Source organism: Aneurinibacillus sp. Ricciae_BoGa-3 (genome assembly GCF_028421645.1).
GTDB lineage: Bacteria > Bacillota > Bacilli > Aneurinibacillales > Aneurinibacillaceae > Aneurinibacillus_B.
This window is the reverse complement of sequence record NZ_CP116887.1, coordinates 2,205,181-2,230,038: the sequence shown is the minus strand read 5'-3', so window position 1 is coordinate 2,230,038 and position 24,858 is coordinate 2,205,181. Positions and strand designations below refer to the sequence as shown.

Annotated in this window: 21 protein-coding genes and 6 pseudogenes; 5 read left to right on the top strand and 22 right to left on the bottom strand. The window is 44.7% G+C overall.

Annotated elements, in window-relative coordinates:
* Window positions 1–13: 13 nt before the first annotated feature.
* The 5 genes from PP175_RS11345 to PP175_RS11325 all read right to left on the bottom strand — a co-directional run bounded on the left by PP175_RS11345 (window position 14) and on the right by PP175_RS11325 (window position 5,351).
* Complete coding sequence (locus tag PP175_RS11345; RefSeq protein ID WP_272442898.1) at window positions 14–985, bottom strand: sugar phosphate isomerase/epimerase family protein; 972 nt, start codon at window positions 983–985, stop codon at window positions 14–16.
* Window positions 982–2,166, bottom strand: a complete 1,185-nt coding sequence (locus tag PP175_RS11340) for a Gfo/Idh/MocA family protein (RefSeq protein ID WP_272442897.1) — start codon at window positions 2,164–2,166, stop codon at window positions 982–984. Before PP175_RS11340 ends, PP175_RS11345 begins: the two co-directional genes overlap by 4 nt.
* A 335-nt stretch (window positions 2,167–2,501) precedes the next feature.
* The gene (locus PP175_RS11335) at window positions 2,502–3,491 is read right to left on the bottom strand and encodes a LacI family DNA-binding transcriptional regulator (RefSeq protein WP_272442896.1); all 990 of its coding nucleotides are present in this window, start codon (window positions 3,489–3,491) and stop codon (window positions 2,502–2,504) included.
* A gap of 176 nt (window positions 3,492–3,667) precedes the next feature.
* Window positions 3,668–4,477: a spore coat protein gene (locus PP175_RS11330; protein ID WP_272442895.1), complete on the bottom strand. Its 810-nt coding sequence runs from the start codon at window positions 4,475–4,477 to the stop codon at window positions 3,668–3,670.
* A gap of 91 nt (window positions 4,478–4,568) precedes the next feature.
* The gene (locus PP175_RS11325) at window positions 4,569–5,351 is read right to left on the bottom strand and encodes an SDR family NAD(P)-dependent oxidoreductase (protein ID WP_272442894.1); all 783 of its coding nucleotides are present in this window, start codon (window positions 5,349–5,351) and stop codon (window positions 4,569–4,571) included.
* Window positions 5,352–5,609: 258 nt separating this feature from the next.
* On the opposite strand from PP175_RS11325, the gene PP175_RS11320 reads away from it, so the two are divergent.
* A complete protein-coding gene (locus PP175_RS11320; RefSeq protein ID WP_272442892.1) occupies window positions 5,610–5,840 on the top strand; it encodes a helix-turn-helix domain-containing protein in 231 nt (76 codons plus the stop codon).
* An 84-nt stretch (window positions 5,841–5,924) separates the two neighbouring features.
* Here PP175_RS11320 and PP175_RS11315 read toward each other — a convergent pair.
* Together PP175_RS11315 and PP175_RS11310 are read right to left on the bottom strand one after the other, a co-directional pair.
* Window positions 5,925–6,014 (bottom strand): annotated as a pseudogene (locus PP175_RS11315) (glucose-1-dehydrogenase); the annotation flags it as partial.
* Window positions 6,015–6,035: 21 nt separating this feature from the next.
* A pseudogene (locus PP175_RS11310) lies at window positions 6,036–6,898 on the bottom strand (GRP family sugar transporter).
* Window positions 6,899–7,600: 702 nt separating this feature from the next.
* On the opposite strand from PP175_RS11310, the gene PP175_RS11305 reads away from it, so the two are divergent.
* The gene (locus PP175_RS11305; RefSeq protein WP_272443245.1) at window positions 7,601–8,737 is read left to right on the top strand and encodes a conserved virulence factor C family protein; all 1,137 of its coding nucleotides are present in this window, start codon (window positions 7,601–7,603) and stop codon (window positions 8,735–8,737) included.
* A gap of 120 nt (window positions 8,738–8,857) precedes the next feature.
* Here the strand turns inward: PP175_RS11305 and PP175_RS11300 are convergent, their stop codons facing one another.
* From PP175_RS11300 to PP175_RS11255, 10 genes and pseudogenes are all read right to left on the bottom strand, one after another.
* On the bottom strand, window positions 8,858–10,159 hold the full coding sequence (locus tag PP175_RS11300) for a (Fe-S)-binding protein (RefSeq protein ID WP_272442890.1): 1,302 nt from the start codon (window positions 10,157–10,159) through the stop codon (window positions 8,858–8,860).
* Window positions 10,159–11,562: an FAD-binding oxidoreductase gene (locus PP175_RS11295; protein ID WP_442870462.1), complete on the bottom strand. Its 1,404-nt coding sequence runs from the start codon at window positions 11,560–11,562 to the stop codon at window positions 10,159–10,161. The genes PP175_RS11300 and PP175_RS11295 overlap by 1 nt, the downstream gene beginning before the upstream one ends.
* 68 nt (window positions 11,563–11,630) lie before the next feature.
* On the bottom strand, window positions 11,631–12,953 hold the full coding sequence (locus PP175_RS11290) for an MFS transporter (RefSeq protein WP_272442888.1): 1,323 nt from the start codon (window positions 12,951–12,953) through the stop codon (window positions 11,631–11,633).
* Between the two features lie 14 nt (window positions 12,954–12,967).
* A complete protein-coding gene (locus PP175_RS11285; protein ID WP_272442887.1) occupies window positions 12,968–13,660 on the bottom strand; it encodes a FadR/GntR family transcriptional regulator in 693 nt (230 codons plus the stop codon).
* Window positions 13,661–13,774: 114 nt separating this feature from the next.
* On the bottom strand, window positions 13,775–14,089 hold the full coding sequence (locus PP175_RS11280) for an NIPSNAP family protein (RefSeq protein ID WP_272442886.1): 315 nt from the start codon (window positions 14,087–14,089) through the stop codon (window positions 13,775–13,777).
* 12 nt (window positions 14,090–14,101) lie between these two features.
* Entirely contained in the window at window positions 14,102–15,220 is a 1,119-nt protein-coding gene (locus tag PP175_RS11275) for an iron-containing alcohol dehydrogenase (protein ID WP_272442885.1), read from the bottom strand.
* A gap of 55 nt (window positions 15,221–15,275) precedes the next feature.
* Window positions 15,276–16,595 carry an MFS transporter gene (locus tag PP175_RS11270; protein WP_272442884.1) on the bottom strand — a complete coding sequence of 440 codons (1,320 nt, stop codon included), beginning with the start codon at window positions 16,593–16,595 and terminating at the stop codon, window positions 15,276–15,278.
* 242 nt (window positions 16,596–16,837) lie between these two features.
* Window positions 16,838–17,761: an AEC family transporter gene (locus PP175_RS11265; RefSeq protein ID WP_272442883.1), complete on the bottom strand. Its 924-nt coding sequence runs from the start codon at window positions 17,759–17,761 to the stop codon at window positions 16,838–16,840.
* Window positions 17,762–17,856: 95 nt separating this feature from the next.
* A complete protein-coding gene (locus PP175_RS11260) occupies window positions 17,857–18,705 on the bottom strand; it encodes an STAS domain-containing protein (protein ID WP_272442882.1) in 849 nt (282 codons plus the stop codon).
* Window positions 18,706–18,961: 256 nt separating this feature from the next.
* Window positions 18,962–19,853, bottom strand: a pseudogene (locus PP175_RS11255) (acetate/propionate family kinase).
* Between the two features lie 219 nt (window positions 19,854–20,072).
* Here PP175_RS11255 and PP175_RS11250 point away from each other — a divergent pair.
* Complete coding sequence (locus PP175_RS11250) at window positions 20,073–20,384, top strand: helix-turn-helix domain-containing protein (RefSeq protein WP_272442881.1); 312 nt, start codon at window positions 20,073–20,075, stop codon at window positions 20,382–20,384.
* A 172-nt stretch (window positions 20,385–20,556) separates the two neighbouring features.
* On the opposite strand, the pseudogene PP175_RS11245 reads toward PP175_RS11250, so the two are convergent.
* From PP175_RS11245 to PP175_RS11230, 4 genes and pseudogenes are all read right to left on the bottom strand, one after another.
* Window positions 20,557–20,676, bottom strand: a pseudogene (locus tag PP175_RS11245) (PduL/EutD family phosphate acyltransferase); the annotation flags it as partial.
* A gap of 186 nt (window positions 20,677–20,862) precedes the next feature.
* Window positions 20,863–20,982 (bottom strand): annotated as a pseudogene (locus PP175_RS11240) (5-methyltetrahydropteroyltriglutamate--homocysteine S-methyltransferase); the annotation flags it as partial.
* Window positions 20,978–21,799, bottom strand: a complete 822-nt coding sequence (locus PP175_RS11235) for a methyl-accepting chemotaxis protein (protein ID WP_272442878.1) — start codon at window positions 21,797–21,799, stop codon at window positions 20,978–20,980. The gene PP175_RS11235 and the pseudogene PP175_RS11240, both read right to left, overlap by 5 nt.
* Window positions 21,800–21,901: 102 nt before the next feature.
* Window positions 21,902–23,023 carry a 5-methyltetrahydropteroyltriglutamate--homocysteine S-methyltransferase gene (locus PP175_RS11230; protein WP_272442876.1) on the bottom strand — a complete coding sequence of 374 codons (1,122 nt, stop codon included), beginning with the start codon at window positions 23,021–23,023 and terminating at the stop codon, window positions 21,902–21,904.
* A gap of 145 nt (window positions 23,024–23,168) precedes the next feature.
* Here PP175_RS11230 and PP175_RS29900 point away from each other — a divergent pair.
* Together PP175_RS29900 and PP175_RS29895 are read left to right on the top strand one after the other, a co-directional pair.
* Window positions 23,169–23,306 (top strand): annotated as a pseudogene (locus PP175_RS29900) (LysE family translocator); the annotation flags it as partial.
* 149 nt (window positions 23,307–23,455) lie between these two features.
* Window positions 23,456–23,671, top strand: coding sequence for a LysE family transporter (locus tag PP175_RS29895; protein ID WP_442870439.1), 216 nt, complete (start codon window positions 23,456–23,458; stop codon window positions 23,669–23,671).
* A gap of 128 nt (window positions 23,672–23,799) precedes the next feature.
* Here the strand turns inward: PP175_RS29895 and PP175_RS11220 are convergent, their stop codons facing one another.
* Window positions 23,800–24,828: a LacI family DNA-binding transcriptional regulator gene (locus PP175_RS11220; RefSeq protein WP_272442874.1), complete on the bottom strand. Its 1,029-nt coding sequence runs from the start codon at window positions 24,826–24,828 to the stop codon at window positions 23,800–23,802.
* Window positions 24,829–24,858 lie beyond the last annotated feature (30 nt).

Below are 24,858 nucleotides of genomic sequence, written 5' to 3'. Positions count from 1 at the left end.
TAGCACGTCAGGGCTACGCCCACCACATCTCACCAGGCGATTCCCGCAAGATCGATCGCTTGAGCATTTCGACCGCCTTAGCGAAACCTTCTTCGACAGACGCGAGCGCATCCTCGTGCTCAATGCTTAGCACACCGTCATATCCGACCACGCGCAGCATGCTGACGATTTGCTTCCAGGTGGCTTCTTGCATCCCATAGCCAACGCTGCGGAATGTCCAGGAGCGGTTCATGATGTCACCGTATGGTTTTGTGTCCAGCACACCGTTGCGCTGGATATTGGTGCGGTCTAGATACACATCTTTCGCGTGCGCATGGAAGATCGCCCCGTGCTTACCTAACAGTTTGATGGCTTCTACCGGATCGATGCCCTGCCATAACAGATGGCTTGGGTCAAAATTCGCTCCAATCGAATTTCCCACCGCTTCACGCAGGCGTAAAAGCGTTTCCGGGTTATACACCATAAATCCCGGATGCATCTCAAAAGCAATTTTGCTTACATGGTGCTGATTGGCAAACGCGGCTTCTTCCTTCCAGTAGGGGGTGAGCTTCTGTTCCCACTGCCAGTTTAGAATTTCCAGGTAATCCGGCGGCCAGGCGCATGTTACCCAGTTGGGGTAGAGCGATTGGTCAGAATCGCCCGGACAGCCCGAGAATACATTAATGCAATCGATGCCTAATTTTTCTGCAAGCAGAACCGTTTTCCGCCACGTGTCATGAAATTGCTGCGCCACCTCTTTTTGCGGGTGCAGCGGATTGCCATGGCAGCTTAATGCGCTAATGATAAGTCCTTTTTCATCCAACTTTCTTTGCAGTTCGGCAATCTTTGTTTCATCCGCCAGCAGTTCATCCGGATTGCAGTAGGCATTGCCCGGATAATTTCCGGTGCCAAGCTCCACCGCGTCAAGTCCCAGACTCTTGACGATATCGAGCGTCTCATCTAATGATTTATCTTGAAACAATACGGTAAGTACACCTAGTTTCATGCTTCTACCCCCTGCACCTGCGTTGAACCTACTTTTGCCCATTTTCCTGTTTGATGGCTTTCCAGAATGGCATCGATGATGCACATGGAGCGATGCCCATCTTCGAACGTAGCAAAGTGGGGTGTATCCTTGAGTGGGTCTTTGCCTTCCCGGATAAACGAATAAAAATTCAGCATCATATTTTTCATACCGTCCGGCCAGCCTTCGTTGTGGCCGCCTGGATGATGGATGGATGATCGGGCCTCCGGCGCAAACAAGGCCGGGTCTGCTAACAGCAGTTCGTTCGATTTGTCCCGATGCCCAATCCATAGCTTCTCGGGCTCTTCCTGATTCCAAAAGGCTGAACTCTTGCTGCAATCGATTTCAAAACTAAGCCGGTTTTTTCGCCCCGCACTTACCTGTGATACGGTAAATACGCCGCGCGTTCCATCCTCAAATCGCAGTAGCACGGATGCATAATCTTCAGTGTTGATCTTGACTTCTTCGTAGCTGCCTTCAGCTGCTTCCTGGCTTCCAAAAGTCGAGCCATTTTGCTTCGGCTTCTTGCGCACTGGGATCACAGTGGCGAGGTCAGCGAACACTTCTACAATTTTGTTGCCGGTTACATATTGGACCGTGTCGCACCAATGGGAACCGATGTCCGCTATCGCTCGCGTTTTCCCGCCTGCTTTGGGATCCAGGCGCCAATTGAAGTCGGTATCATACAGCAGCCAATCCTGCAGGTAACTGCCATGTACCAGATTTACTTTTCCTAATTCCTCACGCTTTATCATGGCAGCGAGCTGGTTTACGATCGGATACTGCCTGTAGTTAAAATTCACACCATGAACGACGCCATGTTTTTTTGCGAGCGCTAACAATTCGGCGGATTCTTCGCTCGACATCGCCAGCGGCTTCTCTGATAATACATGCTTGCCGGCTAAAATAATTTCCTTATTCATTGTAAAGTGAAGGTGATTCGGCGCACAGTTATGGACGACGTCAATGTCACTGTCGCGCAGCATATCCCGGTAGTCGCCGTAGGCTTTAGGAATGTGAAGTTCGGCCGCTTTCCTGTCGGCAGATTTCTGGCCGTGCGCTGCTAGAGCAACCACTTCCACAAAACCAAGCCTTCTTACAGCTTCAATATGAGTAGGCCCAATAAAGCCCGTTCCGATCATTCCTACTTTTATTTTCTCCATGCAAGCCCCTCTTTTTTTGTAATCGATTACAGAAAACATTCAAAAACTACCTCTCTTAATTTATATACCACGAATAGCTAGGGCTTAAACAAGTCTTTGAAAACAACGAGTTGTAATCGATTTCAGCTTTATTTATAAAAGATTAATTTGATAATTTGATTGTAATCGATTTCAGTTTCGCTGTAAAGTATTTTTTTAATTCGCATCAAAAAAGTAAGTACGTAAACGGAGAATTAAAAAACAGCTGTCCCTTAATAAGAACAACTGTCTATTCTCCTACAAACTAGCAATACAAGTGAACGATTTAAACCCAATAAATGATTAATTCACTTGCATCAACGGGTTGTTTGGCGGATCATTAGTTGATGAGGGAGCACCATCTGTTTTTGAACCAGGCCCTTTCTTTCAATGATGTTCAATAGCATTTTCATAGCCTGGCTTCCGATTTCATACTTCGGCTGAGCAACGGTCGTCAATTCGGGCTCAACCAACGTACATAATGGAATATCATCGAACCCAATAATGCAGATGTCGTCAGGAATGCGCAATCCTTTGCTTTTGCACGCTTTAAGAGCACCTACCGCCATTTCATCACTCGAAGCAAAGATTGCGGTTGGCTTGTGTTCATGAGCCAGGTATTTCATCATAATTTCGTACCCTGACTTGACAGAGAAGTCCCCTTCCTGAATAAAAAAGTCCCTAAAAGGAAGGTCATGAAGCAAGAGAGCCTGGCGGTACCCTTTTACCCGATCGCGGCTCAGTATTACATCTAGCGGACCCGTTATCAGTCCAATTTCCGTATGACCTTGTTCAATTAAATATTCAGTCGCCTCCCGCGCTGCACTAATATTATCAATGGATACGGTTGGAATCTCATAGTCATCGATATACTCGCACGCTAGCACAACAGGTATTTCCTGGCTTAATTTATAAATTTCATCCTTGGCCATTCTTGCGGTTGCAAGGATAATCCCATCTACGAGTCTTTCTTTTACTAACTTTACAAACTCTTCTTCCTGACGGGTATTGTTACCTGTATCACATAAGAGAATATAATACCCGCTTTTAAGTGCTTCATCCCTGAATCCCTTGACGATCTCCGCAAAGAATGGATTGGCGATATCAGGCAAGATGACAGCCACCGTTTCCGATGTGTTTTTTCGCAAATTTGCCGCAAGCCTGTTGGGTTTATACTCTACTTGATTAATAATATCTAAAACTTTTTTGCGGGTTTTGTTTGAGACATTTTTATTGTTTGATAACACCCTTGAAACCGTCGCTGTCGACACGTTTGCTAATCGAGCAACATCCTCCATTTTCAGCATAACATCTATCCTTATCTGTCTTGACATTATTGCCATTAGCTTACACCAAAACCCGGGATTTTTCCAGAACTCTTGCGATGGAAACGTTAAAAAACCACCTATGGAATGGTACGCGCTGGGCGGACTTCTTCACAGGTGGTTTCTTTTTTTACTGCTCGATTAGAGCGAGTTTAACCTCAGCGGCTTTGGCTACCGTAGGAAGAATTTTCGGATTGGCCTGCAGCAGAAGCCGCCCCGTAAAGCGTGCTCTCCGGGGAACCGGTATAGAGCGCGCCATTCATCGCTTCGTTTTGAGTACCTACCGCGTTCGAGTAGCCATAAGCTCCATACTGCCCGCCATAACCCATGGTTTGACTGCCATATCCCATGGTTTGGCCGCCATACCCAGCATTTTGGCCAACGTAACCGGTATTTTGGCCGAAGTATAGCGATTTCAAGGATTCATTAGCAGGCTGGTATCGATGAAGTAACGTTTTTGCCGTATGGCTGTTTAGCATTGGAACCTGATACAAGCCCTGCTCATTTAAGAATAAGAAGACTTCATAAGCTTGATTCCCACAGTTCGCGGCGCTGTTCAGCAGTAAGCGGCGCAGGTTCGGATCCGCGCATTCTAAACTGGCCCACGCAGAGTTTCTAGCGGCATTTTTATGACACAGCAGCATGGCAACGGCAATTTCCCAGTCACTGAGCACGGCGTCAGACTGCGGTGCAACTTGGGGCGGGTTGTTAAGGCCATATTGAATTTGTTGCGGGCCAACGCCGCTAATCGGTGTATTTGGAGGGATAGGCGTAAATTGGTTGTAATCATGCGTATAGTTTACGAGTTCATCATACGCCCGAATTTCTTCCTGCTGATGGCGCATGATCATGTCAAGCAGCCGCTGGTTTTTTGTTTCTTTTGCATACAGGTTAAAGTGGGTGATAACATTAATTTTTTCCAATAAAATCTCATGTACTTCCATCGTTTCATGAGCACCAAATGGCATGGGAGATCACTCCTTTGACTTTTTTGCTACCAAAGGATACTATCTCCCACTGCCTGCCTGATTATGCAAGCTGTGACAGGTGCCACTTTAATCAGTACAGCCCTCTTTCCTTTAACCATTTGTCAAATTCTATGGCTACAATTCGTTCACCTGTAATCCCCTCTGAAGTGTCTGAGGCGAGAAACACAATCGGTTCACCCATTACCCTCGGATCGATAAGGGAAAATTGTTTTTCAATCTCCTGTTTAATTTCATCTGGAATCATGCCTGTTACGGTGGCACCGCCGGGTAAAAGCATATTAACAGCTACACCGTATTCCTTTAGATCTTCCGCCATGATGAAAGATAGGGATTCAGTTGCCGCGCGAGATGGTCCATACGGAACAAAACCTTTTCTTTTCATCGTTTCATAGTTCATGGAGATATTGATGATCCGCCCTTTACGCTGTTCGATCATCAGAGGTGCAAAGGCCCGGGCTACTAAGAAATAACCGGTCACATTTGTATCAATTAAATCACGAAATCCCTCGGGTTTTACTTTATAAAAAGGCTGAGGTTCAACAAGGAATCGGGGATTAACCGTTCTCATGCCGATTCCGGCGTTATTGACTAACACATCGAGTTTGCCCCATTCTTTGGTTACCCATTGTGCGGCTTCTTGCGCCGATTGTTCAGAGCGTACATCAAGCGATAACCCGTAGGCATCATACCCTTTTTGCTTAAATGCAGCCACCGCTTCATGTAATTTGCTCCCCCCGCGGGAAGTGAGTGCAACGGTTGCCCCCGCTTCTAACAGCGCTTCTGCCATCGCATAACCCAAACCGCTCGAAGCACCGGTAACAAGGGCGTGTACGCCACTTAACTTTTTACTCATTGTAATAATGCTCCTTTTCAGAGTAGATATTATTCATCGTTCCATGCTATCAAATTCTACCATGAACAAATTTTAACGGCCAAAAACATGATACGCTATATGTAGAAGGTAATGAGGCCAAATGGTAAATAAGAACGAGCGTTTATTCCACTGAAGGAAGGCTGGTTCGTAATTGATTTTATATAAATAAAATTGTATATTTATTAACAACTACAATCGTTGCATGTATTCCGCTTCCGGAGAAAGGTGGCATTAAAATTGATTAAATTTTCACTAGATAAAATCATGCACCTCACAGGGCTTTCCGAAAAGGAGATCATTCAAATAACCCAGCTGAACCCATCAACTGTTAAGGCCCTCATTTCCGGAAAAACCAAGCGTATCGAACTGTCCACCCTAGATAAAATCTGCAGTTCCCTGCATGTTTCTCCGGCGGATCTTATCGAATTTACACCCAGCACCCCGATAAAAAAAGCCTCAGGAGAATAGGGATTCTCAGTGATCCCGAGGCTGGTTTCTTTTATCCTCTTCCCGCCTGAAAGCTTTGAAATAGTTGATGACCACCTTTGCTTATTCCGCTCCAAAACGGATGGCCATTGCCCGGCCTAAACCCGAAGAAGCACCTGTAATGATAACTACTTTGCCCGCTAAATCTGGATACATAATCGTTGCTCCTATTCCTTCTTATTTTTTCGTAAAACCCAGCAGCACACCGCCTGCAATGATTAAGATACTGCTGATAATACATAAGACTAGCTGTTTTTTTTTGGTCTTTTTTCTCCAAGCACAAAAATGCCGCCAAAAGTGGATATAACTATACCTGTCTGTGATAGAGAGAAACTTGTGGCCACCCCGATGCGCGGCAGGGATAGCAGGAGCCCAAGGTTGCCAATCCCCCAGATTAAGCCAGTAAGGATATTACGAAACGCGTATTTGTTAAATGGCTTGTGCTTTAAGGTCAGGATGATGGCCCCGGCAAACATGCCTAGTGCCTGAGGCAGGAGAGCAGTCCAGCCGTTTATGTTGTACCATCGGATAACCACGACATAAACCAGGTATCCGATGGTCGACACAACCAGCACCATCATCCCTTTTTTGAGGTTGCCAGCCTTTGCATCCCGACGGTCTCCAGTTCCTGTGATGGATGTTAAGATGACGCCCGCAATAATCAAAATGATGGCCGCACTGCCGATTAAGACGGTTGCCCTCGTGGACCACTCTTTAAATACAAGCACGCCAAAAAGGGTAGTCGCCACCAGCTGCATGCCGGTTGATATAGGTGCGGTCTTGGATACGCCAAGATACGGCACGCTGGCCAGCTGGTTTTTCTGGCCAACCGACCAGAATAAACCCGAAACAATGCCAGCTATCCATGCGGTCAAATTGATCAAAGGTTGGACCCAGAAATACATGCCCAGCGCAAACACCAGTGCACCAATCGTGGTACCTAACGTCTGGCTATGGGAGTCCCCGCCAAGTTTCACACTTACAAGTACGATGCTTCCCCAAGCGATAGCCGGAATAAGCGCGATTAAAATGTCTGCCATATAAGATCTCCTCTGTTTCCTGTGCAACCTTGTCAAAAAATGTGCATGTCTCTTTATCTTCCCCTAAATAAAAAAGCCAAACAAAACGGCATTTCCCAGTTCCTCCTGGCTAACTCCTAGCTAACTCCTGGCTACTGCAATTCGCACTACCACAAGAAACAGCAACAGCCAGCCTAAAATTTTTAGGCTGGCTGTTGCTGCTTACATTCGAGAGTATCAGAATTCTTTGATGAAGTTTTCTCTATTCACTCATCTTTTATCTTTTTAAATGCCCACACACCAATGAAAGGTATACCCACTATACATAAGGCAAAAAAGGTTAAAAATAGCCAGGTGTAACTTTCCATCCCCATGTCCATTCTTTTCCCCTCCTTGTTCATTATTTTATCGAATTCACTGCCAATCTTCAATTATGACATGATGTTCAGGATAGACATCTTCTATTTTAATTGAATCAAATAAGCAAAAGGAATGACATAGCCCAACCGAGCCATTCTGTTTCAATTCGATGACAACAACCACTCCAGATGAGGTTAGGAACTAATGTATCCATTCTTTCTTTCAAACGTAATAGTAGGATGGATACCTCTATACCTGGCAACACTTCGTTCCTGTACTTTCCTTTTTGAATTGATTATCATGATAAGCATAGCAGGTAAGTTTATGAACTTTGAACCATTTCGCTGAAAGGAGAGGAACATCATAAAGATAAAATCAATCGAACCCACCCCAAGCCCTAATGTTATGAAATTAAATATGGATGAAGCGCTTCCAGAAGGTGTTGCTAGAAACTTTACCAGAGAAAAACAAGAAAACGCGCCAGATTATATTCAGCAGCTGCTGGCAGTTAATGGTGTTCAAGGTGTTTTTCAGGTGGGCGATTTCATTTCGGTTGAGCGTCACCCCAAAGCTGATTGGAAAGAAGTTATTGCTCATATTGAACAGATCTTTGGAAAAAAAACCTCCCATACAGCCGGAGCCGATGGATCACCGGCAGCGTCCTTTGGTGAAGTTCAAGTCCTCATCCAAAAATTCAAAGGCATCCCAATCCAGATCAAACTGGTGGCAGACGCGGAAGAAATGCGATTTGGACTCCCTCCAAGGTTTAGTGAAGCCGTCATGAAGGTGCAAAAGGCTTCACAGAATTATATTTTGGAGCGCATTTGGGATGAACAAGGCGTAAGATACGGAACTTTCAAAGAAATCGGAGAAGAGGTTGGAGAAGAACTGGCTGCCGCGTACGATAACGAACGTCTGGGCCAACTCATTGCTCAGGCGACAGAAGGCGAAGCAGCCGAGGAAAAAATAGAGGCACCGCTTCCTGCACAACAGGTATCTGATATGATGGAGCATCCGGATTGGGAAAAAAGATTTGCAGCCCTTGATCGAATGAACCCAACCGTGGAGGATATACCCGTTCTGGCGAAAGCACTTAACGATCCTAAAACATCCATTCGCAGACTCGCCACCGTTTATCTGGGAATGATTTCCAAGCCAGAGGTACTGCCCCATTTGTTTATGGCGTTAAAGGACAAATCTGCTGTCGTACGGCGCACGGCTGGTGATGCCTTGTCCGACATTGGCGATCCGCTGGCGACAGGACCTATGGCGGACGCATTAGCGGATCCAAATAAACTGGTTCGGTGGCGGGCAGCACGCTTTCTTTTTGAAGTCGGTGAACCCTCCGCCATTCCTGCTCTTCTTAAGGCCCAGCACGATCCGGAATTTGAAGTCAGCCTGCAGGCTAAAATGGCCTTAGAGCGCATTGAAAGCGGCGAAGCAGCAAGCGGGACAGTGTGGCAGCAGATCTCACGCAGCATGGCCAAGCCTGAGAATTAACTACCCCAACAGGTTTATCCAGCAGAAAAAGCTGAACAACCAGAAGAACATAAGGATCACTCAACTTGAAAAAGCTTGAGTGATCCTTTGTATTCATCATGGCCATCAATTTGGACTTTCTCATTTAATACCAGCAGCTTCTGCGAGAAATTCAACAAGATGCACAGCCCGCATACTGGAACCTAAGTTTTCACGTTCAATGCCAAGCTTCATCTGAAGTAAGCAGCCGGGGTTCGTTGTAATAATCGACACTGCCTGCGTCTCTTTCACACTCTCCATTTTCCTATCGAGTATTTCCATGGATGCATCGTAATTAACAATATTGTAAATGCCTGCAGAACCGCAGCACATCTCGGCCTGGTTCATTTCAATCAGCTGAACGTTCGGAATCCCTTTTATGAGCTGCAGCGGTTCATTGACCACTCTTTGTACATTCGTTAAATGGCAGGATCGTTGATAGGTAACGCGTTCAACGGGATGGTCTTCTACCGGTACACCGCCGCATAAGACGAGGACCTGGCTAATATCCCTGGATATTAAACTAAACTGCCTGGCTCTCTCGCTCCAATCGAGGTCATCAGCTAAGAAGTCCGCATACTCATGAAGCATCGCTCCGCAGCCTCCCGCATTATTTACGATGAAATCAACTTGCTCCTGCTCAAAGGCCGCAACGTTGCGTTTGGCGAGCACCCGCGCTTCCTCCATCTCACCGGAATGGGCATGCAAAGCCCCGCAGCAAGTCTGATGTTCTACGACGATAACATCACATCCTGCCTTTGCTAATAGTTCTATCGAAAGGCGATTAATGCGCTGAAACATGGCATCCATAATGCAGCCTGTAAAAAAAGCGATCGTGTACTTTTTTTCGCCTTTTGCGGCTAAACGCTTTGGCAAACGACCGCGGTCTCTCGGAGCGACTGCTTCGGGAGTGACTGCTTCAAATGATCCAAGGTGGTAAGGCAGCTTCCCCATCAAACCGGATTTTCGCATAACTTTTTGCATACCGCTCTTCTGATAAAGCCAAAGTCCGTTCCCCATCAGCTTCATAGCTTTCTTGCTGGGGAACACCTTCTTAAAAAGAACACCGCGCAGCGTTCTTACAGGTACGGAAAACTTCTTGCGCCGGGTAATCGCCGCTCTAGCCGCTTCAAGAATCGCCCCGTACTCCACTCCGGTAGGGCATGCTGTCTCACACGCACGGCAGCCGAGGCATAAATTCATCGGTTCTTCAAGCACAGCCAGATCGGTAATTCTGCCTTCCCCTACCATTTTCACCAAGTTGATGCGGCCTCTTGGGGAGTGTGTTTCCTTTCCCATCGTGGCGTAAGTTGGACACACTGGCAGGCAGTATCCACACTGAACGCAGCTATTCGTTTTATCATATTGCAGTTCTTTGCGCAAAGCTGCTAACTGGTTATCCATTACGTCAACACCAACTTTTGTCCTGGTTCAGGGAAAATCTTGCCAGGGTTCATAATGTTATTGGGATCCCACACTTGCTTAATGCGCTTCATCATATCGAGTTCTGCTGTCCCCAGTTCCATCTCCAAGAACGGGGCCTTCATCGTCCCAATACCGTGTTCTCCTGACAAGGTTCCACCCAGCTCGATGGCTGTCTGAAATATTTCTGCCACCGCTAATTCTACACGGCGCATCTCTTCTTTATCGCTTTTATCCGCTATAATATTCGGATGAAGATTGCCATCTCCCGCATGACCAAACACAACAAGGTGTACGTTATATTTCTGTTTGATCTCCTGCAGGCGGCGGCACATATCTGGAATTTTGCTGCGCGGCACCGTAGCATCCTCCGAGATTTTGGTTGGCTTAATTCGCACAATGGCGGGAGAAACCAGTTTCCGTGCTTTCCATACGTTCGCCTTCTCATCCGGTGTCTTCGGAATGCGAACCTCCCGTGCCCCTACTTCTTTGCATAGCACAGCAGCCTGCTCAGCTTCTGCGCCAACCGCTGCAGGATGTCCATCAAGCTCAATGAGAATGATAGCCTCGGCATCAATTGGCAGGTTGGACGGTTCATAATTCTCCACCGCAACAATAGAAGCTTGATCCATCAACTCCATCTTGGCCGGCAAAATACCGGATGAGAGTATTTTGGAGATGGCTGCACCCGCATCTACCAGACTGTCAAAGATAGCCATAATCGTTTCCGACGCAGGGGGCTTTGGAATGAGGCGCAGCGTTGCTTTTGTAATAATGCCAAGGGTACCTTCAGATCCTACAATTAATTTGGTTAAATCATAACCCGTAACATTCTTTACCGTTCTGCCGCCTGTTTTAATGATTTCTCCCTCAGGCGTGATCACGTCAAGCCCAATGACATAGTCTTTTGTCACGCCGTATTTTAAGCCACGCGGACCGCCTGAATTCTCTGCAAGGTTTCCGCCGATTGTAGAAACATGCGAACTGCTGGGATCAGGCGGGTACATCAGTCCCTTCTGCTCTGCAGCCTTATGAATTTCTGAAGTAAGCACTCCAGGTGATACGACAGCCACCAGATCCTCTTCATCGATCTCCAGCACATCATTCATCACGGATAAATCAAGCACCATCCCGCCCTTTACCGGTAAAGGTCCACCGCTCAGCGATGTTGACTGCCCGCGCGGATAGACAGGAATCTTTTCCCGGTTGGCGAGCTTCACAAGCGCTGCAATCTCTTGCACATCTGCCGTTTGGATGACCACATCAGGCAGATAGGTTCCAAATGAGGCATCGAACGAATAGCTATATCTATCAAACTCTTCTGTCAATACACGTCCTGTGGCTACTATTCTCTTAATCTCTTCTATATGAGCAGGTTGCAAGATTCTCCCTCCTAGCTCCGTTATGACATCCACACGAAGTTACTATCTTTCATCTTATATTCCATTGTAAACTATTTTACATTTGCGTAGGAAGAGTTATCCAGGGATTGCGGTGTTTGCTTATTACGCATAGCAAATAACAAGACACTGCATACGACAAGTGCTGCGCTCAAGAAAAAAAGCGCCAATTTAACATTTCCTGTGGCATCTTTAATTATGCCTATCACGTAAGGTCCCAAAAAGCCGCTCAAATTTCCAACGGAGTTAATAAAGGCAATTCCAACAGCGGCTGCTGACTCGGTCAGGTATTGTGTGGACAAAGACCAGAATGGACCATAGAAGCTGTACATGCCTGCTACTGCGACAGCCATCATCGCAATCGCTATTCCAGGATTAGTCGTCATGCCTGACCCCATCAATCCCAGTGCCCCGATAAGAAGCGGAACTGCGGCATGGATTCGTCTCTCGCCTAACCGATCTGAGCGGCGGGACCAAAAGATCATCGCAATCGCACCGGCGACATAGGGAATGGCGGTCAGCAGACCAACCTCAGTATTTGTTAATAGTTTAGAAAGCGATTTAATAATCTGTGGCAGCCAGAATCCAACACCGTACGCACCGATGTTAAAAGCAAAATAAATGAGGGACAGATACCATACTCTTGGATTTTTTAAAACTTCCCGAGTGCTATGCTGTTTTAGCTTGCTCTTTGTTTCCTGCTCCTGCTGAAGTGTAAGTTTTAGCCAATCCTTCTCTGGCTGTGTAAGCCATTTTGCATGATCCGGCCGATCCGTTAAATAGAAATAGGTCACGATTCCCAACAGAACCGCAGGCAGACCTTCTAAGATAAACAACCAGCGCCACCCGGGCATTCCCAACCAGTGAATATGATCCATAATAAGAGTAGACACAGGCGCCCCGATAATATAAGAGCACGCAATGGCGGTCATAAACAGAGCAATCGCCCTGGCCCGCTCCTTCGCCGGAAACCAGTATGTCATATATAAGATCAACCCTGGGAAAAATCCAGCTTCCGCCGCACCCAGTATGAATCTTAGAATATACAAGTGAGCCACGTTTTTTGAAAATGCGGTGATAATAACGACGATTCCCCAGCTTACAAGAATTCGGGCAATCCACTTTCTGGCACCCGTACGATATAAGAGCATGTTGCTTGGAACTTCAAACAAAAAATAGCCTAAAAAGAAAATGCCTGAAACAATGCCGAAAACCTCACTCGTCAACCCAAGCGCTTTGTTCATATCTAGGGCCGCATAACCTAAATTCGCCCGATCCAGGAACGCCACAATATAAAGTAAAAAAATAAAGGGTATAATCCGCTTCGTGACTTTTTTTATCGTCTGTGCAGCTATCGGAGTGGTAACATCGGGCATCTTGAACCTCCTAATTAACTGAATAGTTTTGAAATATTTTCTAAATGTCGCTTTAAGGCAGAAACAGCGCCTAGGGAATCCTGATTTTCAATATGTGAAAAAATATCCTTATGCTCTTGTAGACTTTGCCATCGTCTCTCCAGGTTTTTTTCCTTATAGGCATATTCAATGCTTTGCTTCATTACCTGTGCCAGGTTTTCTATTGTTTGAATCAGAAGCGGATTTTTGGAAGCTGAGGCAACCGCCATATGAAAGTTAAAATCAGCCTCCATTTCGGACTCACCCAATTGCAGCTTCATCTCCAGATCCAAAAGGGTTTTTCTAATTTCCTTGATATCGTTTTGATCTCTGCGGATGGCCGCGAGCTCTACAATTCCTGACTCTACGTATCGGCGCATCTCCAGTAAATGCAGCGTTTGCTGCTTTTCTGTTACGATAGAAAGAGCTAACGGATGAATATAATTACCGATCTGGATTTTCCGGACAAATGTCCCTTCACCCTGTCTGGTTTCTATAATCTCGGCTGCAGCTAACATACTGAGCGCTTCCCTTACACTAGATCGTCCGACCCCAAACTGATTGCAAAGCTCCGTCTCTGACGGGAGCTTGTCATCAGGTGAAAAAACACCCTCACTGATTAAACGTTTGATTTCATCTACAATTTCTCCTGAAATTTTCCGTCTCTGAATACGGGCAATCCTGTTCATACACCCTCCTAACCCGAATGGAGCAGTGGATACCTTGTCACCCATTGCTCCAATTGCTGTACCGCTGCTTTGCTCCATTCTTCACGAGTACTGCAGGTTTTTAACTACTTTCTTCTATTGTAGCGGCGAAAAATTCGTAGCATATAAAATTTTGTTTTCCTGCTTTTCTAGTAACGGCATGGCATGTGCAATAAACTTCTCTAGCCATTCCGGATCTTCATATAGCGCTTTGCGCCGCTCCGCACGCACATCAAGACTTTCGTACGCCCAGACGTGAACAATTTGGTTTAATTCGCCAATCTCCGTATACCAGTAACCCACAAGTTTGGCGTACTTCGAGATAATGGCGTGCCCGACATCTTCGAATAAGCCAAGATATTCCTGCATTTTTCCAATTTTAACTGTGTATGTTCTCATTTCGTAGATCATTATATTTCCTCCTTATATTACGCCGTGGTAGGCATCTTCTATAATCTGTTGGATATCAGCAGCTGTTGTTTTTCTTGGGTTTACTAGCACGTTTCCGCTGCGCATCGCATCCGTGACCAGCTTTGGCAGAACATCCAATGTAACGCCTAAATCCTTAATGTTATCGGGGATGGACATTTTTTGGTTCATGATTTGTACCCATTCCAGCGTATCTTTACCCAGCACCTGTGAAATATCAGCCATTTTACTTTCACATGCCGGCAGATTAAATTTAAGGACAAAAGGAAGAAGAGTTGCATTGGCAATGCCATGGGCGATATTAAACACGCCACCAAATGTATGGGAAATCGCATGCACATTGCCAAGCCGTGATTGTGAGAACGCCATCCCTGCTAGAAGTGAGGCGAGAAGCATTTGTTCGCGGGCTTCCACATCATCGCCGACAAAGAAACAAGTGGACAAATGCTGGTTGATTAGGTGTACCGCGCGTAACGCAAGAGCCTGTGTGATGGGTGTCGCTTGTTTCGATATGTAGGACTCGATGGCGTGTGTAAGAGCATCCATCCCGGTTGACGCTGTGATGTGTGACGGAAGACTTAGCGTTAACAATGGATCGAGTATGGCCATCGACGGATACAAATATGGGCTTAACACAGCTGCCTTAAAATGATCCGGTGTAGTGACAACCGTGGATTGTGTTGCTTCGCTTCCTGTTCCTGCAGTTGTGGGTATGGCAATATGGGGTAAAGGTCGTTCACGCAATTTATTGACCCCTTCATAATCCAAGATGTGCCCGGAATTGGTCGCAAGCGCTGCAATCCCTTTCGCGGTGTCAATACTGCTGCCGCCGCCAATGGAAACAACGATGTCACAGTTATTTTCATGCAATAAATCGTAGCCACTGTGGATCACACCCGAAGACGGATTGGGTTGTACCTGGTCGAAAACGATGTAAGGAATCTTGTCAGTTTCTAAAGATTCTTCAATCACAGCGATAAGACCGGCCGCCCGCACACCGGGGTCTGTCACAATGAGAACTTTAGTCGGCGAGAGGGGCCGAATCAATTCACCGATCTTACCGGCAAGGCCACGGCCCCATTTAATTTCAGTCGGAATATGGTATTGTTGCATCTTGACCTCCTGCACATTATGGTTTTATATTATAAAACGTTGTTTTGTTTAATGTTTAAGCAGAAATGATTTTCTCTTGTCTCTTCCTTTTCTGTTCTGCAGCTTCTTCCGGAGACGGCAATTGTTTGATTTTGCCAAGCATGAAGGTATAAGCAAGAACACCAATCAACAATATAACTGCCGCCACTAAAAATGCCGCTGAGAAATTTCCCGTCCTCTGCACGAGCCATCCCGTCAAGATTGGAGCGGCAATGCCCGCAATGTTTCCGACAAAATTCATAAAACTAGTAACGACTCCAACGTAGCCTTTTGGTGCAATAATCGTGGATATCGACCAGGTTACTGGAGCCGACATCGAAAGCCCAGCTAACGACACACTTAACCAGAAAACGGCAACCATTGGGCTTGTCGTGGTCATTGCACCCGCTACACCGAGACCCAGGATGAGGCCAACAACTAAAATCGTTTTACGAACACGGGTAGGATTTTTTCCTCTTCGGATAAGATAGTCGATGAGCCATCCCCCAATGATGAGGTCAAATGCAAATCCAAACAACCACGGAATGGCTGTATACAAACCAGACTTTAAGATGTCCATGTGCATCGTTTTTGCCATATATCCCGGGATCCAGGTTAAAAACATAAATTGGGAGTAGTCGTAGGCGGCAAAACCAATTGTAAGCCCCCATACTTTTGGCTGACGTAAAAGATAAAGAAGTCCTCTAATGGAAGACTTTTCACCGTCAACCGCCTGTGAGCCGCCTTGTTCAATATAGGCCAGCTCTTCTTTGGAAAGTTTAGGATGATTCTTTGGATCTCGATAAAGCGCTGAAAACCAAAAAAATAAAAGCAAACTGATAACGGCTGTGACAACAAATGCTGCTCTCCAACCCCAAGTCATCACAATCCATGCAACAAGAGGAACTCCGATTACATTTGCTAATCTAGTAGCCGAATCAAAAATCGACGTTGCGAGGCTTCTTTCTTGAAGTGGAAACCAGTAACCCGCCGATTTGGTTGCTGCAGCAAATGCCGGTGCTTCACCAACACCAAGCAGCATTCGCAGAACAAGCAGTGGACCCAGGCCACTAATAAACGCAGTTAATCCGGTAGACACCGTCCAAATTAAAGTTGCAATCCGTCCCACCCATTTGATGCCGATTTTATCCAAAATAAAGCCAGTGGGAATTTGCAGCAAGGTATATGTCCAGGCAAAGGAAGAGGCTAAGATTCCGAATTGTGTTGGAGTTAAATGAAAATCCTGCATTAAATAAGGGGCTGCGGCACTTAAATTTACTCTATCCAGGTAATTAACAAGAATAAGTACACCAAAGAGTCCGCCAATCCAAAAACGAAAACTTCCCACTTTTTTCATTGCTTATTTCTCCTTTCAAGCGACTGGTTGTGGCAAATCCTTGTAGTCCCATGTTTTTGATACCGCTTTCAAATCGAAACCTACCATTCCTGGAATGTTCTTTACGTATCCTCATCCTTTCTAAACCGCTTTCATATCGCAAACCTAATGATCTGTTATCAGCTTGTCAGACATCTGCTTTATAATATACAGAATTATTATCTTTTTCGCAATAGTTTTACACAATTTTCTTTCTATTACGATTAATGAATGAGGACAATGAGAACAGGCAGCACCAGAAAAGAAGCAAGCGTTGTCCAAAGTATGCACTTGGAAACAAATTTAGGAGAGGCATTAAATTTTTCCGCTAAAACAACGGCATTCACCGCAGCTGGCATAGAGGATAAAATTAACAATACGGAAAACAGAATGCCTTTTATATTCAATAGATATAAGCCGAGGAGTGCGATAAGCGGCGACAAAAAGAGGCGCACCGTGATGCCGGTCCAAAAAGCGCTCTGAACCCCTTTGGCCGGTTCAGAACTTCTGACATTAACCATTTGGGCGCCCAAAATAGCCAGTACAACAGGAGAATAAGCGCCCGCCACCATTGCGACCCCTCTTTCGATACCAACCGGCAAGTGCAGATCAAATGCCCGAAGTATCCCCGCCAATATAGCTGCATAAATGGCAGGCAGCTTAAATACTGACTTCACAGCGTTTTTAATTGAAAATTGGGAACGGGCTGCAAAATATACACCTATAGTGTTTACGATGATCATTTGAGAAATGATGTACACAGAGGCTTTGTCTAAGCCAAGTTTTCCGAAAGCCAGCAGTACAAGTGGCAATCCATAATTCACACTATTTGTAAAAGTAGAAACCAAAGTAAGGCCTGCGAGTTCAGGTGACGGCAACTTCAGTATTTTACCCAGAATATTTGCAATAATCCAAAGCAGAATAAGATTAAGAAGTGCAAAAGCGAGTGAGTTATACACGTCCCCAAAGGAAATGTCCGCTGTATCCAGGGTTTCCAAAATGATAGCGGGACTTAAGAAATATAAGTATAAAGTAAGCAAGGGCTTTGTATCGAGGTTCATAAAAAGCCTGAGGATTGCTCCCACAATTACAGGGATAGAGATGGGGACGATCACGTTAAATAGAGTAGACAAAACCGTCTGAGTCATGAGACGAAATTCCTTTCCGCTATATGTTGACATCAATCTAACAATCATTCACTTTTCATTCTAAGACGTAAAAATTAGAGCCTTCATAATTGACCCTATAAAGCTTTTTTCTTCTGTAAGTCACTGACGGCCTGCTGTAAATTAGTTCTCATCGTCAAATCTCCAAAGTTCAAGCCCAGATTTACCATAGTGTGTGCTACTTCGGGACGTATGCCGGTTATGAGCGTTCTCACTCCTACTAGTTTTAAAGCACTAAAGATCTTAAAAATCTGATCCGCCACCATCGTATCAACCACCATAACCCCTGATAGATCCATTATAAGGTGGGATAACTTTAGATTTACTGCCTCTTTCAGCGTCTCCTCCATTAATAATTTCGCTCTGTCTGTATCAACAGTTCCTATTAATGGCAATATCGCGACTCCTGTTGAAAGGGGTACAATCGGTACCGATATTTTGAGAAAATCCTTTTTGGCCTCCTCAAGAGCTGCCTGGTGCGAGTGAACGTAGGTTAGGCTAAAGGAGTACACAGCCTGATCCAGAAGAGGGTCAATAATAGATATGACATCGAAGATAGTATCCGCTGACATGTTCTGTGCTTTTGCTTCTTCCTGAATCGTTTTCCATATATAAGTCCGATAATAGCTGGTATCTTTTAACGCTTCATCCAATGGTATCCCTAAATTAAAAATATATTGTCCTATTTCCTTGCCCCAATCCAAAAATGTTTGAAAGGCTTGGTCATGACTTAATTGCTGTTCTAGGATTTTGCCAAATAAACTTATGAAATGAGCTCGAATGTTTAGGATTTCCTCTTCTATTTGAGCCAGCTGCTTTCTTTCTTCTTCTGAAATCCCGACGATTCTATTTTGATGGACTTGTTTTGCAACTTCATACTTTTTCTCTATGATTCTGGCTCCTAATAACTGCAGTTCATTATTCATCGATTGCCTCCGAAGTTTCTGAGTTTATTGAAGCATTCTGTATCATTCGACGTTGCAAGGATTAATCCTTCTGAATGCAGCGCATAAAACAGCTGCATTTGACTTCAGGTGTTCAGCGAAAAGATGCGCAACGGTTTTATGAAGATAAAAAGAAATATGCCAGAGCGAGCTATGTCTTTTCCTCAAGAAAAAACCCGGAAAACAGGCATTTCCGGGTTTTTGGTTCATTACAGTTGATAAAAACGAGTTCAAGGGGCTATATTTTGATGCTTACCACTTGTTCTACAAGCTGATATGCATCACGTGCCATAATCAATTCTTCGTTCGTTGGAATGACCATGACCTTGATCGGGGAAAATCCGGCTGCTAATAAAGCGCTCGCCTTTGCTATGATAGTTTGCCTCCTGATCTATCACAACGCCCGCGTACTCAAAACCGTTGCAGATTTTCTCCCTGATTTCCGCACTGTTCTCTCCAATACCGGCCGTGAAAATAATGCCATCAACCCCGTTTAACCGGGCCAAATACTGACCAATATAGGTATGAATCTTTTTAGTAAACACGTCAACGGCCAGCTGGCAGCGTTCGTTTCCTTCTCTCGCTGCCTGGAGAACGTCCCGAATATCATGCGACCAGCCGGAGACGCCCAACAATCCACTTTTTTTGTTTAAAATACCGTCGACGACGCCATGTACGTCCATTTGCTCAATCTCGGCCAAATACGGAATTATGCCTGGATCGATATTCCCGCTTCGTGTACCCATGCTCACGCCTGAAATCGGTGTAAAGCCCATCGTTGTCTCATATGAAATCCCATATCGGATCGCTGTCAATGAAACCCCGTTTCCGATATGGCAGCTAATGAGACGCAGTTTTTCTTTCGACAGCTTTTCTGTCCATTCAATTCCTAACAAATTCACCGCATTATGAAGCGGTGCAAATGGGTCTAGCTTTTTAATCGCTGCTTTTACGTGTTCATCAATAAGCACCGATTCCGCAAATTCTTCTCCCCCATGTACGACCCGATGGGCAATCGCATCAATCCGGTACTTCTTCATTTCCTCTGCAATCTTGCGTAAATGATGTCCGTCTTCTTCCTGTTTGATATTTTCCACAACACCAGAGGCCAGTAATTGCTTATTGGGCATCGTATACAGCTTATACTTGATGGAAGAACTGCCGCAATTAAAGAAATCGGAGGATTCACACCAAGAACGTAGCCGTCCGTTTTAGGATAAATGAGTAAGAATCCTCCGCATTTCAATGGGGAGATGAATCACTCTTCTTTTCTTTTTCTTACGCAAGAATAAATATTGAACCAAACGTATGTTCTTGTTATACTGGAGGTGGAGAAAGGAGGGCTTAGGATGGGACGGAAGAAACGGTCCAGGCAGGAACATAAACAAACGTTCGGACTGGTTGTGCAACTCTATCCAACCAAAGAGCAGGAAGTGTTGATCCATAAGTCCTTTGGCTGCCGCAGGTTTGTGTACAACATGTTTTTGGCTCAGCGCTCCAAAGCATGGACACGCCGGAAGGATAGCGTAACGTACGGCACACAGAAAGGCATGCTGCCTGCGATGAAGAAGCGGATGCCGTTTCTCTCTGAAGTCGATTCCACGGCCCTCCAGGAAACGGCGAAAGATCTGAAGGAAGGACTCCGAAAGCTCGGAGCCTAATGGATCAATTGGATTTTTCACCGTTGGAACGACGGAGTGTGCATGTGGAGATGCCATAAGACCTTGGAGCTGCGGCACCGTGGGAGTTCTATAGCGAACAACAGACCACTCCGCTTTTGGGCGGTAAGGCACGCATCGATGAAGCATGAAAAGTTCTGCTGGTCATCTGTAATCAGGCCATACGGTCTGCCCAGCAGAAGCTCTCCATTTTAATGGAGAGTAGTTCACAAATCTCAACCTGTGTCTGTTTCCGCTCAGGGCCGAGAATTCGGACATGGTGAATCTTTCCCTTCGGTCCCTCGAGCCCATTTTGCTGTTATAGCCACTTGTGCTATCCCTCCTATAGAACACGAATAACATGAAAGGAAAAGTTATGTTTTGATGTGGTATGCTTCCATATTATAAAATGGTATTTTATGCATCTGTCCTAAAAATCACATTATCAACGAAGCATAAAAAAAAGCCATCCCCCTAAGGGAACAGCTTCATAACCACCTGAAGAAATCCAGGTTGAACGGAAATTTCCACGGCAAATGTGCATGGTAATTCTCAGATCTTCCGGATGATCTGCGACCGCTTCATTTATCGTTTTCTTATAATTTTTTCGCATACTCATTGAGTTTGTTCGACATATCTTGGATTTCTTCAATAAACGTTGAAATCTGCTGCGTTGAGGCTGCTTGCTCCTGACCAATCGTAGCTATTTGCTCGATGGAACTTGAAATTTGTTGTGTGGCTTTTTGGATATGAATTAATGTTTCACTTATCTTTTCACTCGATAGGACCGTTTCCTTTGAAAACTTACGAATTTCACTGGCTACTACTTCAAATCCTCTGCCTTTTTCCCCGGCGCGCGCTGCTTCTATCGCTGCATTTAAGCCTAACAAATTCGTTTGATCCGCGATTCTTTTCAGAATCGATAACACCTCGTCTGTACTTTTGACATCTTCACCAGCCTGATAAGATTGAACCAGAAGATTCTGGGTGAACTTGGCTAGTGAATCCGATCCATTCGCGACATTCGTAATTTGTTCATTGGCCTGTGTTAAAGATATGGAAATCTGATCTGCAATGGCTCTTAACTCAGTTTGCTTGCGCATTTGAATAGCGATTCCGCCAATGACTTTACTTTTTTTGTCGTGCACAGGAACGGCTGTTCCAACAAATTCAAATCCGTAAAAATCAGCGGGCACCTCTGACTCAAGCCGTTTGTTTTCCCTTAACGCAAGAGCGAGCGGTTCATCCGGGTTTAACTGCTGGCCTGCGACAATCCTTAAATCGAGATTTTTACCCGGAAAATAGGCGATAAACTTCTCCAAATCACAAATAGCAATTGATAAATCCGCAGGAACAGCTGCTGTAAGGACAGGCACAATAGCAACAAGGCTATCCAGTGAATCAACTTTATTAATCATTGGCTTTACTCTCCATCTCTAATAAATGCGATAATAGAAAAACTTATAACGCGAATAAGCATCCAATGAACTGGATGCTTATAAGAGTACAATTTAAAAAAATTACTTCCAAACATCCTGGGCAATTTCGATTACATGCCGCAGTTTAGCCCACTGCTGTTCTTCTGTGAGCAAATTACCTTCTTCTGTTGATGCAAAACCGCATTGCGGGCTGAGACTTAATTGGTTCACGTCCACAAAACGGGAAGCTTCATCAATACGTCTTTTTATATCATCCGGGTTTTCTAGTTCCCCAACTTTCGATGTGATAAGTCCAAGCACGATCTGCAGATCTGGGCGTTTTACGAAACGAAGGGGTTCAAAACCGCCAGCCCTATCACTGTCATACTCCAGGAAGAACCCGTCAATATTGAGACCCTCAAATAACGTTTCGGCAACTGGTTCATAACCACCTGAAGAAATCCAGGTTGAACGGAAATTGCCACGGCAAATGTGCATGGTGATTCTTAGATCATCCGGGCGATCTGCAACCGCTTCATTTATCGTTTTTGCATACAAAGCGCTTAAGTAAACAGGATCCAATCCACGAGCTCGGATCTGGTCTCTTTCTTCTTCCGAGCAAAAATAAGCCCAGGATGTATCGTCCAGCTGGAGGTAGCGGCAGCCGGCATCATAGAATGCCCGGATTGCTTTTTTGTATGTACGGGCTAAATCGGAGAAAAACTCTTCTTTGTCGGCATAAACAGCCTTATTCATTTCGCCTCTGAAATGAAGCATGCTGGGACTTGGAATGGTCATCTTCGCAGTATGTTCACCTGCAATGCTATGTAAAAACTTGTAATCTTCCAGCATCGGATGATTTTTGAAATCTAATTTGCTAACGATCCTAACGGAGTGCGACTTGGTTTGTGTTTGGTGAAATTGAATGCCGCTCTCTTTATCATAGCCTTCCACCCCATCAAGGTTTTCAAGAAAGTCAAAATGCCACCATGCCCGGCGAAATTCGCCATCAGTGACGGCCTGCAGCCCGATCTCTTTTTGCTTTTCAACAATACGGGTGATCTCTTCGTTTTCAATCAACCGTAATTGTTCCGCTGTGATTTCACCGGCCGCTCGTTGCAGACGAGCCTTTTTCACTCGTTCCGATCTTAATAAGCTGCCTACCTGATCTGCTCGAAAGAACGATTTTTTACTTTGAAGTAATTGATTTGAACTTTGTGCCAATATGATTCCTTCTTTCTATTAAATATTTAAATCATAATAAATTTTCCGAAGTAAGTAAACCTATTTAATAGAATGGTTTCAAAAAGTGCCAGCAGTTTCTTTATCTTTATTGGCAAAAGCGTTTAAAATCGATTCATGTTCTTCAATGGAACGAGGAGTAAGAATAATAGATGCTTTGGGGATTTGTTCAGGACTTATCGTACATACATTTGCGGCAGTTTTGGGGCTAACAGCTATTATTGCTAAATCCGTGTTTCTTTTTGAAATGGTAAAATACGCTGGAGCTGTTTATTTGTTGTATATGGGGATATCAGCCCTCTTTTCAAAGAAACATAACGCCATGGCCGGGACAATCAATTCCTCAATTCTGCCACTCAAACCCTTTCTGATTCTGCGGAACACCGGGAAAGGTCCTGTTTTTTACAAGGTGTTTTGTCCAACCTGCTTAATCCAAAAGCTGTTATCTTCTTTTTTACTTTTATTCCGCAGTTTATTGTTACCGGCCAAAATACGTTCTTGCAGATACTCCTATTCGGTTTCACACTTATTTTTCTAGGTCTGATCTGGCTGCTCTTTTACGTGTACAGCTTAATTATGTTCGCAAGTGGTTTGCCAAACCATCTGTTCAAAGCACCTTCCAGCGAGTAACGGGGATTTAATTAATTTCACTTGGCGTTAAGCTGGTAATTGAGAGGAACTAGTATTGCATACAGGATGATTTCTTTTACACGACAAGGATGTACTCAACTCTTTTTATGCTGTATCTGCTGCCATACTCATTTTAACCCTAGATTACCAGAACTTGATGATCTGGTTGTAGAATTACGAACAATTAATTCAGGCGGCAATATAATCCGCTGCTTCATCTTTTTGGTACCTTCTATTTCTTGTACCAGCAAATCCATCACTTGACGCCCCATTTCATGTATAGGTTGGGCAATGGTGGTGAGCGGCGGATCGACAATTTCAGTTAATATCGTATTATCAAATCCAATAACAGATAAATCCTCTGGAATCATAAGTCCTAATTCTTTCGCTGCTTGATATACTCCAATAGCCATCGCATCGTTAAAAGCAAATATTGCTGTGGGACTATCTGGAGAATCAAGGAGTTTTAATGCTGCTTTTTTTCCGCCCGCTATCGTGTAATCTGCATATGAAATTAAGTTTTCATCATGTTCCAATTTATTATTATCTAACACCTGGCGATAAGCCTGGTACCGGTATTTCTCACTTGCCCGGGTCATAGTCCCAGCCAAAGCAGCAATTCGTATATGTCCCAGTGAGGCCAAATGACTGGTGGCAAGAAATCCACCTAAATAATCGTCTACTGAAACAACGTCAATCATTAATTCCGGAATATCCTGTGCGATAAATGCGATCGGAAACTTTTTTTCTAGCAATTCCGTGAGCAAGGAATAATTCTGGGTGGTCGTTCCGATGATGATCCCATCTACACTTTTCTGCTGCAATAATGAAAGGTAGTCCTCTTCTATATCCGGATTGTTATCTGTATTACACATTAAAATGTTAAAGCCCAAATCTCTTCCCTGGTCTTCTACACTTCTTGCGATTTCAGCAAAAAAAGGATTGGCTACATCCGGAATAATGAGGCCGATCGTACGCGTACGTTTTCCACTTAAAGCTGAGGCTACTAAACTCGGCTGAAATTGTAATTCCTCTATAACTTGCAGAACCTTTTTCTTTGTCTTCTCGCTGATTCGGCCGGTGTTATTGATCACCCTGGATACAGTCGTGATAGAGACTCCTGCCTTTTTAGCCACTTCGTAAATAGTTATTTTCATTTGTCATCAACTTTCACTTATGTAAGAATG

Coding starts and splice junctions, on each gene's coding strand:
- PP175_RS11280 (WP_272442886.1), bottom strand. CDS start 14,089: ATGATCTACGAAATGAGAACATACACAGTTAAAATTGGAAAAATGCAG.
- PP175_RS11340 (WP_272442897.1), bottom strand. CDS start 2,166: ATGGAGAAAATAAAAGTAGGAATGATCGGAACGGGCTTTATTGGGCCT.
- PP175_RS11325 (WP_272442894.1), bottom strand. CDS start 5,351: ATGAGTAAAAAGTTAAGTGGCGTACACGCCCTTGTTACCGGTGCTTCG.
- PP175_RS11260 (WP_272442882.1), bottom strand. CDS start 18,705: ATGAATAATGAACTGCAGTTATTAGGAGCCAGAATCATAGAGAAAAAG.
- PP175_RS11275 (WP_272442885.1), bottom strand. CDS start 15,220: ATGCAACAATACCATATTCCGACTGAAATTAAATGGGGCCGTGGCCTT.
- PP175_RS11235 (WP_272442878.1), bottom strand. CDS start 21,799: ATGATTAATAAAGTTGATTCACTGGATAGCCTTGTTGCTATTGTGCCT.
- PP175_RS11330 (WP_272442895.1), bottom strand. CDS start 4,477: ATGCCATTTGGTGCTCATGAAACGATGGAAGTACATGAGATTTTATTG.
- PP175_RS11335 (WP_272442896.1), bottom strand. CDS start 3,491: ATGCTGAAAATGGAGGATGTTGCTCGATTAGCAAACGTGTCGACAGCG.
- PP175_RS11285 (WP_272442887.1), bottom strand. CDS start 13,660: ATGAACAGGATTGCCCGTATTCAGAGACGGAAAATTTCAGGAGAAATT.
- PP175_RS11270 (WP_272442884.1), bottom strand. CDS start 16,595: ATGAAAAAAGTGGGAAGTTTTCGTTTTTGGATTGGCGGACTCTTTGGT.
- PP175_RS11300 (WP_272442890.1), bottom strand. CDS start 10,159: ATGGATAACCAGTTAGCAGCTTTGCGCAAAGAACTGCAATATGATAAA.
- PP175_RS11250 (WP_272442881.1), top strand. CDS start 20,073: ATGGGACGGAAGAAACGGTCCAGGCAGGAACATAAACAAACGTTCGGA.
- PP175_RS11220 (WP_272442874.1), bottom strand. CDS start 24,828: ATGAAAATAACTATTTACGAAGTGGCTAAAAAGGCAGGAGTCTCTATC.
- PP175_RS11345 (WP_272442898.1), bottom strand. CDS start 985: ATGAAACTAGGTGTACTTACCGTATTGTTTCAAGATAAATCATTAGAT.
- PP175_RS11265 (WP_272442883.1), bottom strand. CDS start 17,761: ATGACTCAGACGGTTTTGTCTACTCTATTTAACGTGATCGTCCCCATC.
- PP175_RS11290 (WP_272442888.1), bottom strand. CDS start 12,953: ATGCCCGATGTTACCACTCCGATAGCTGCACAGACGATAAAAAAAGTC.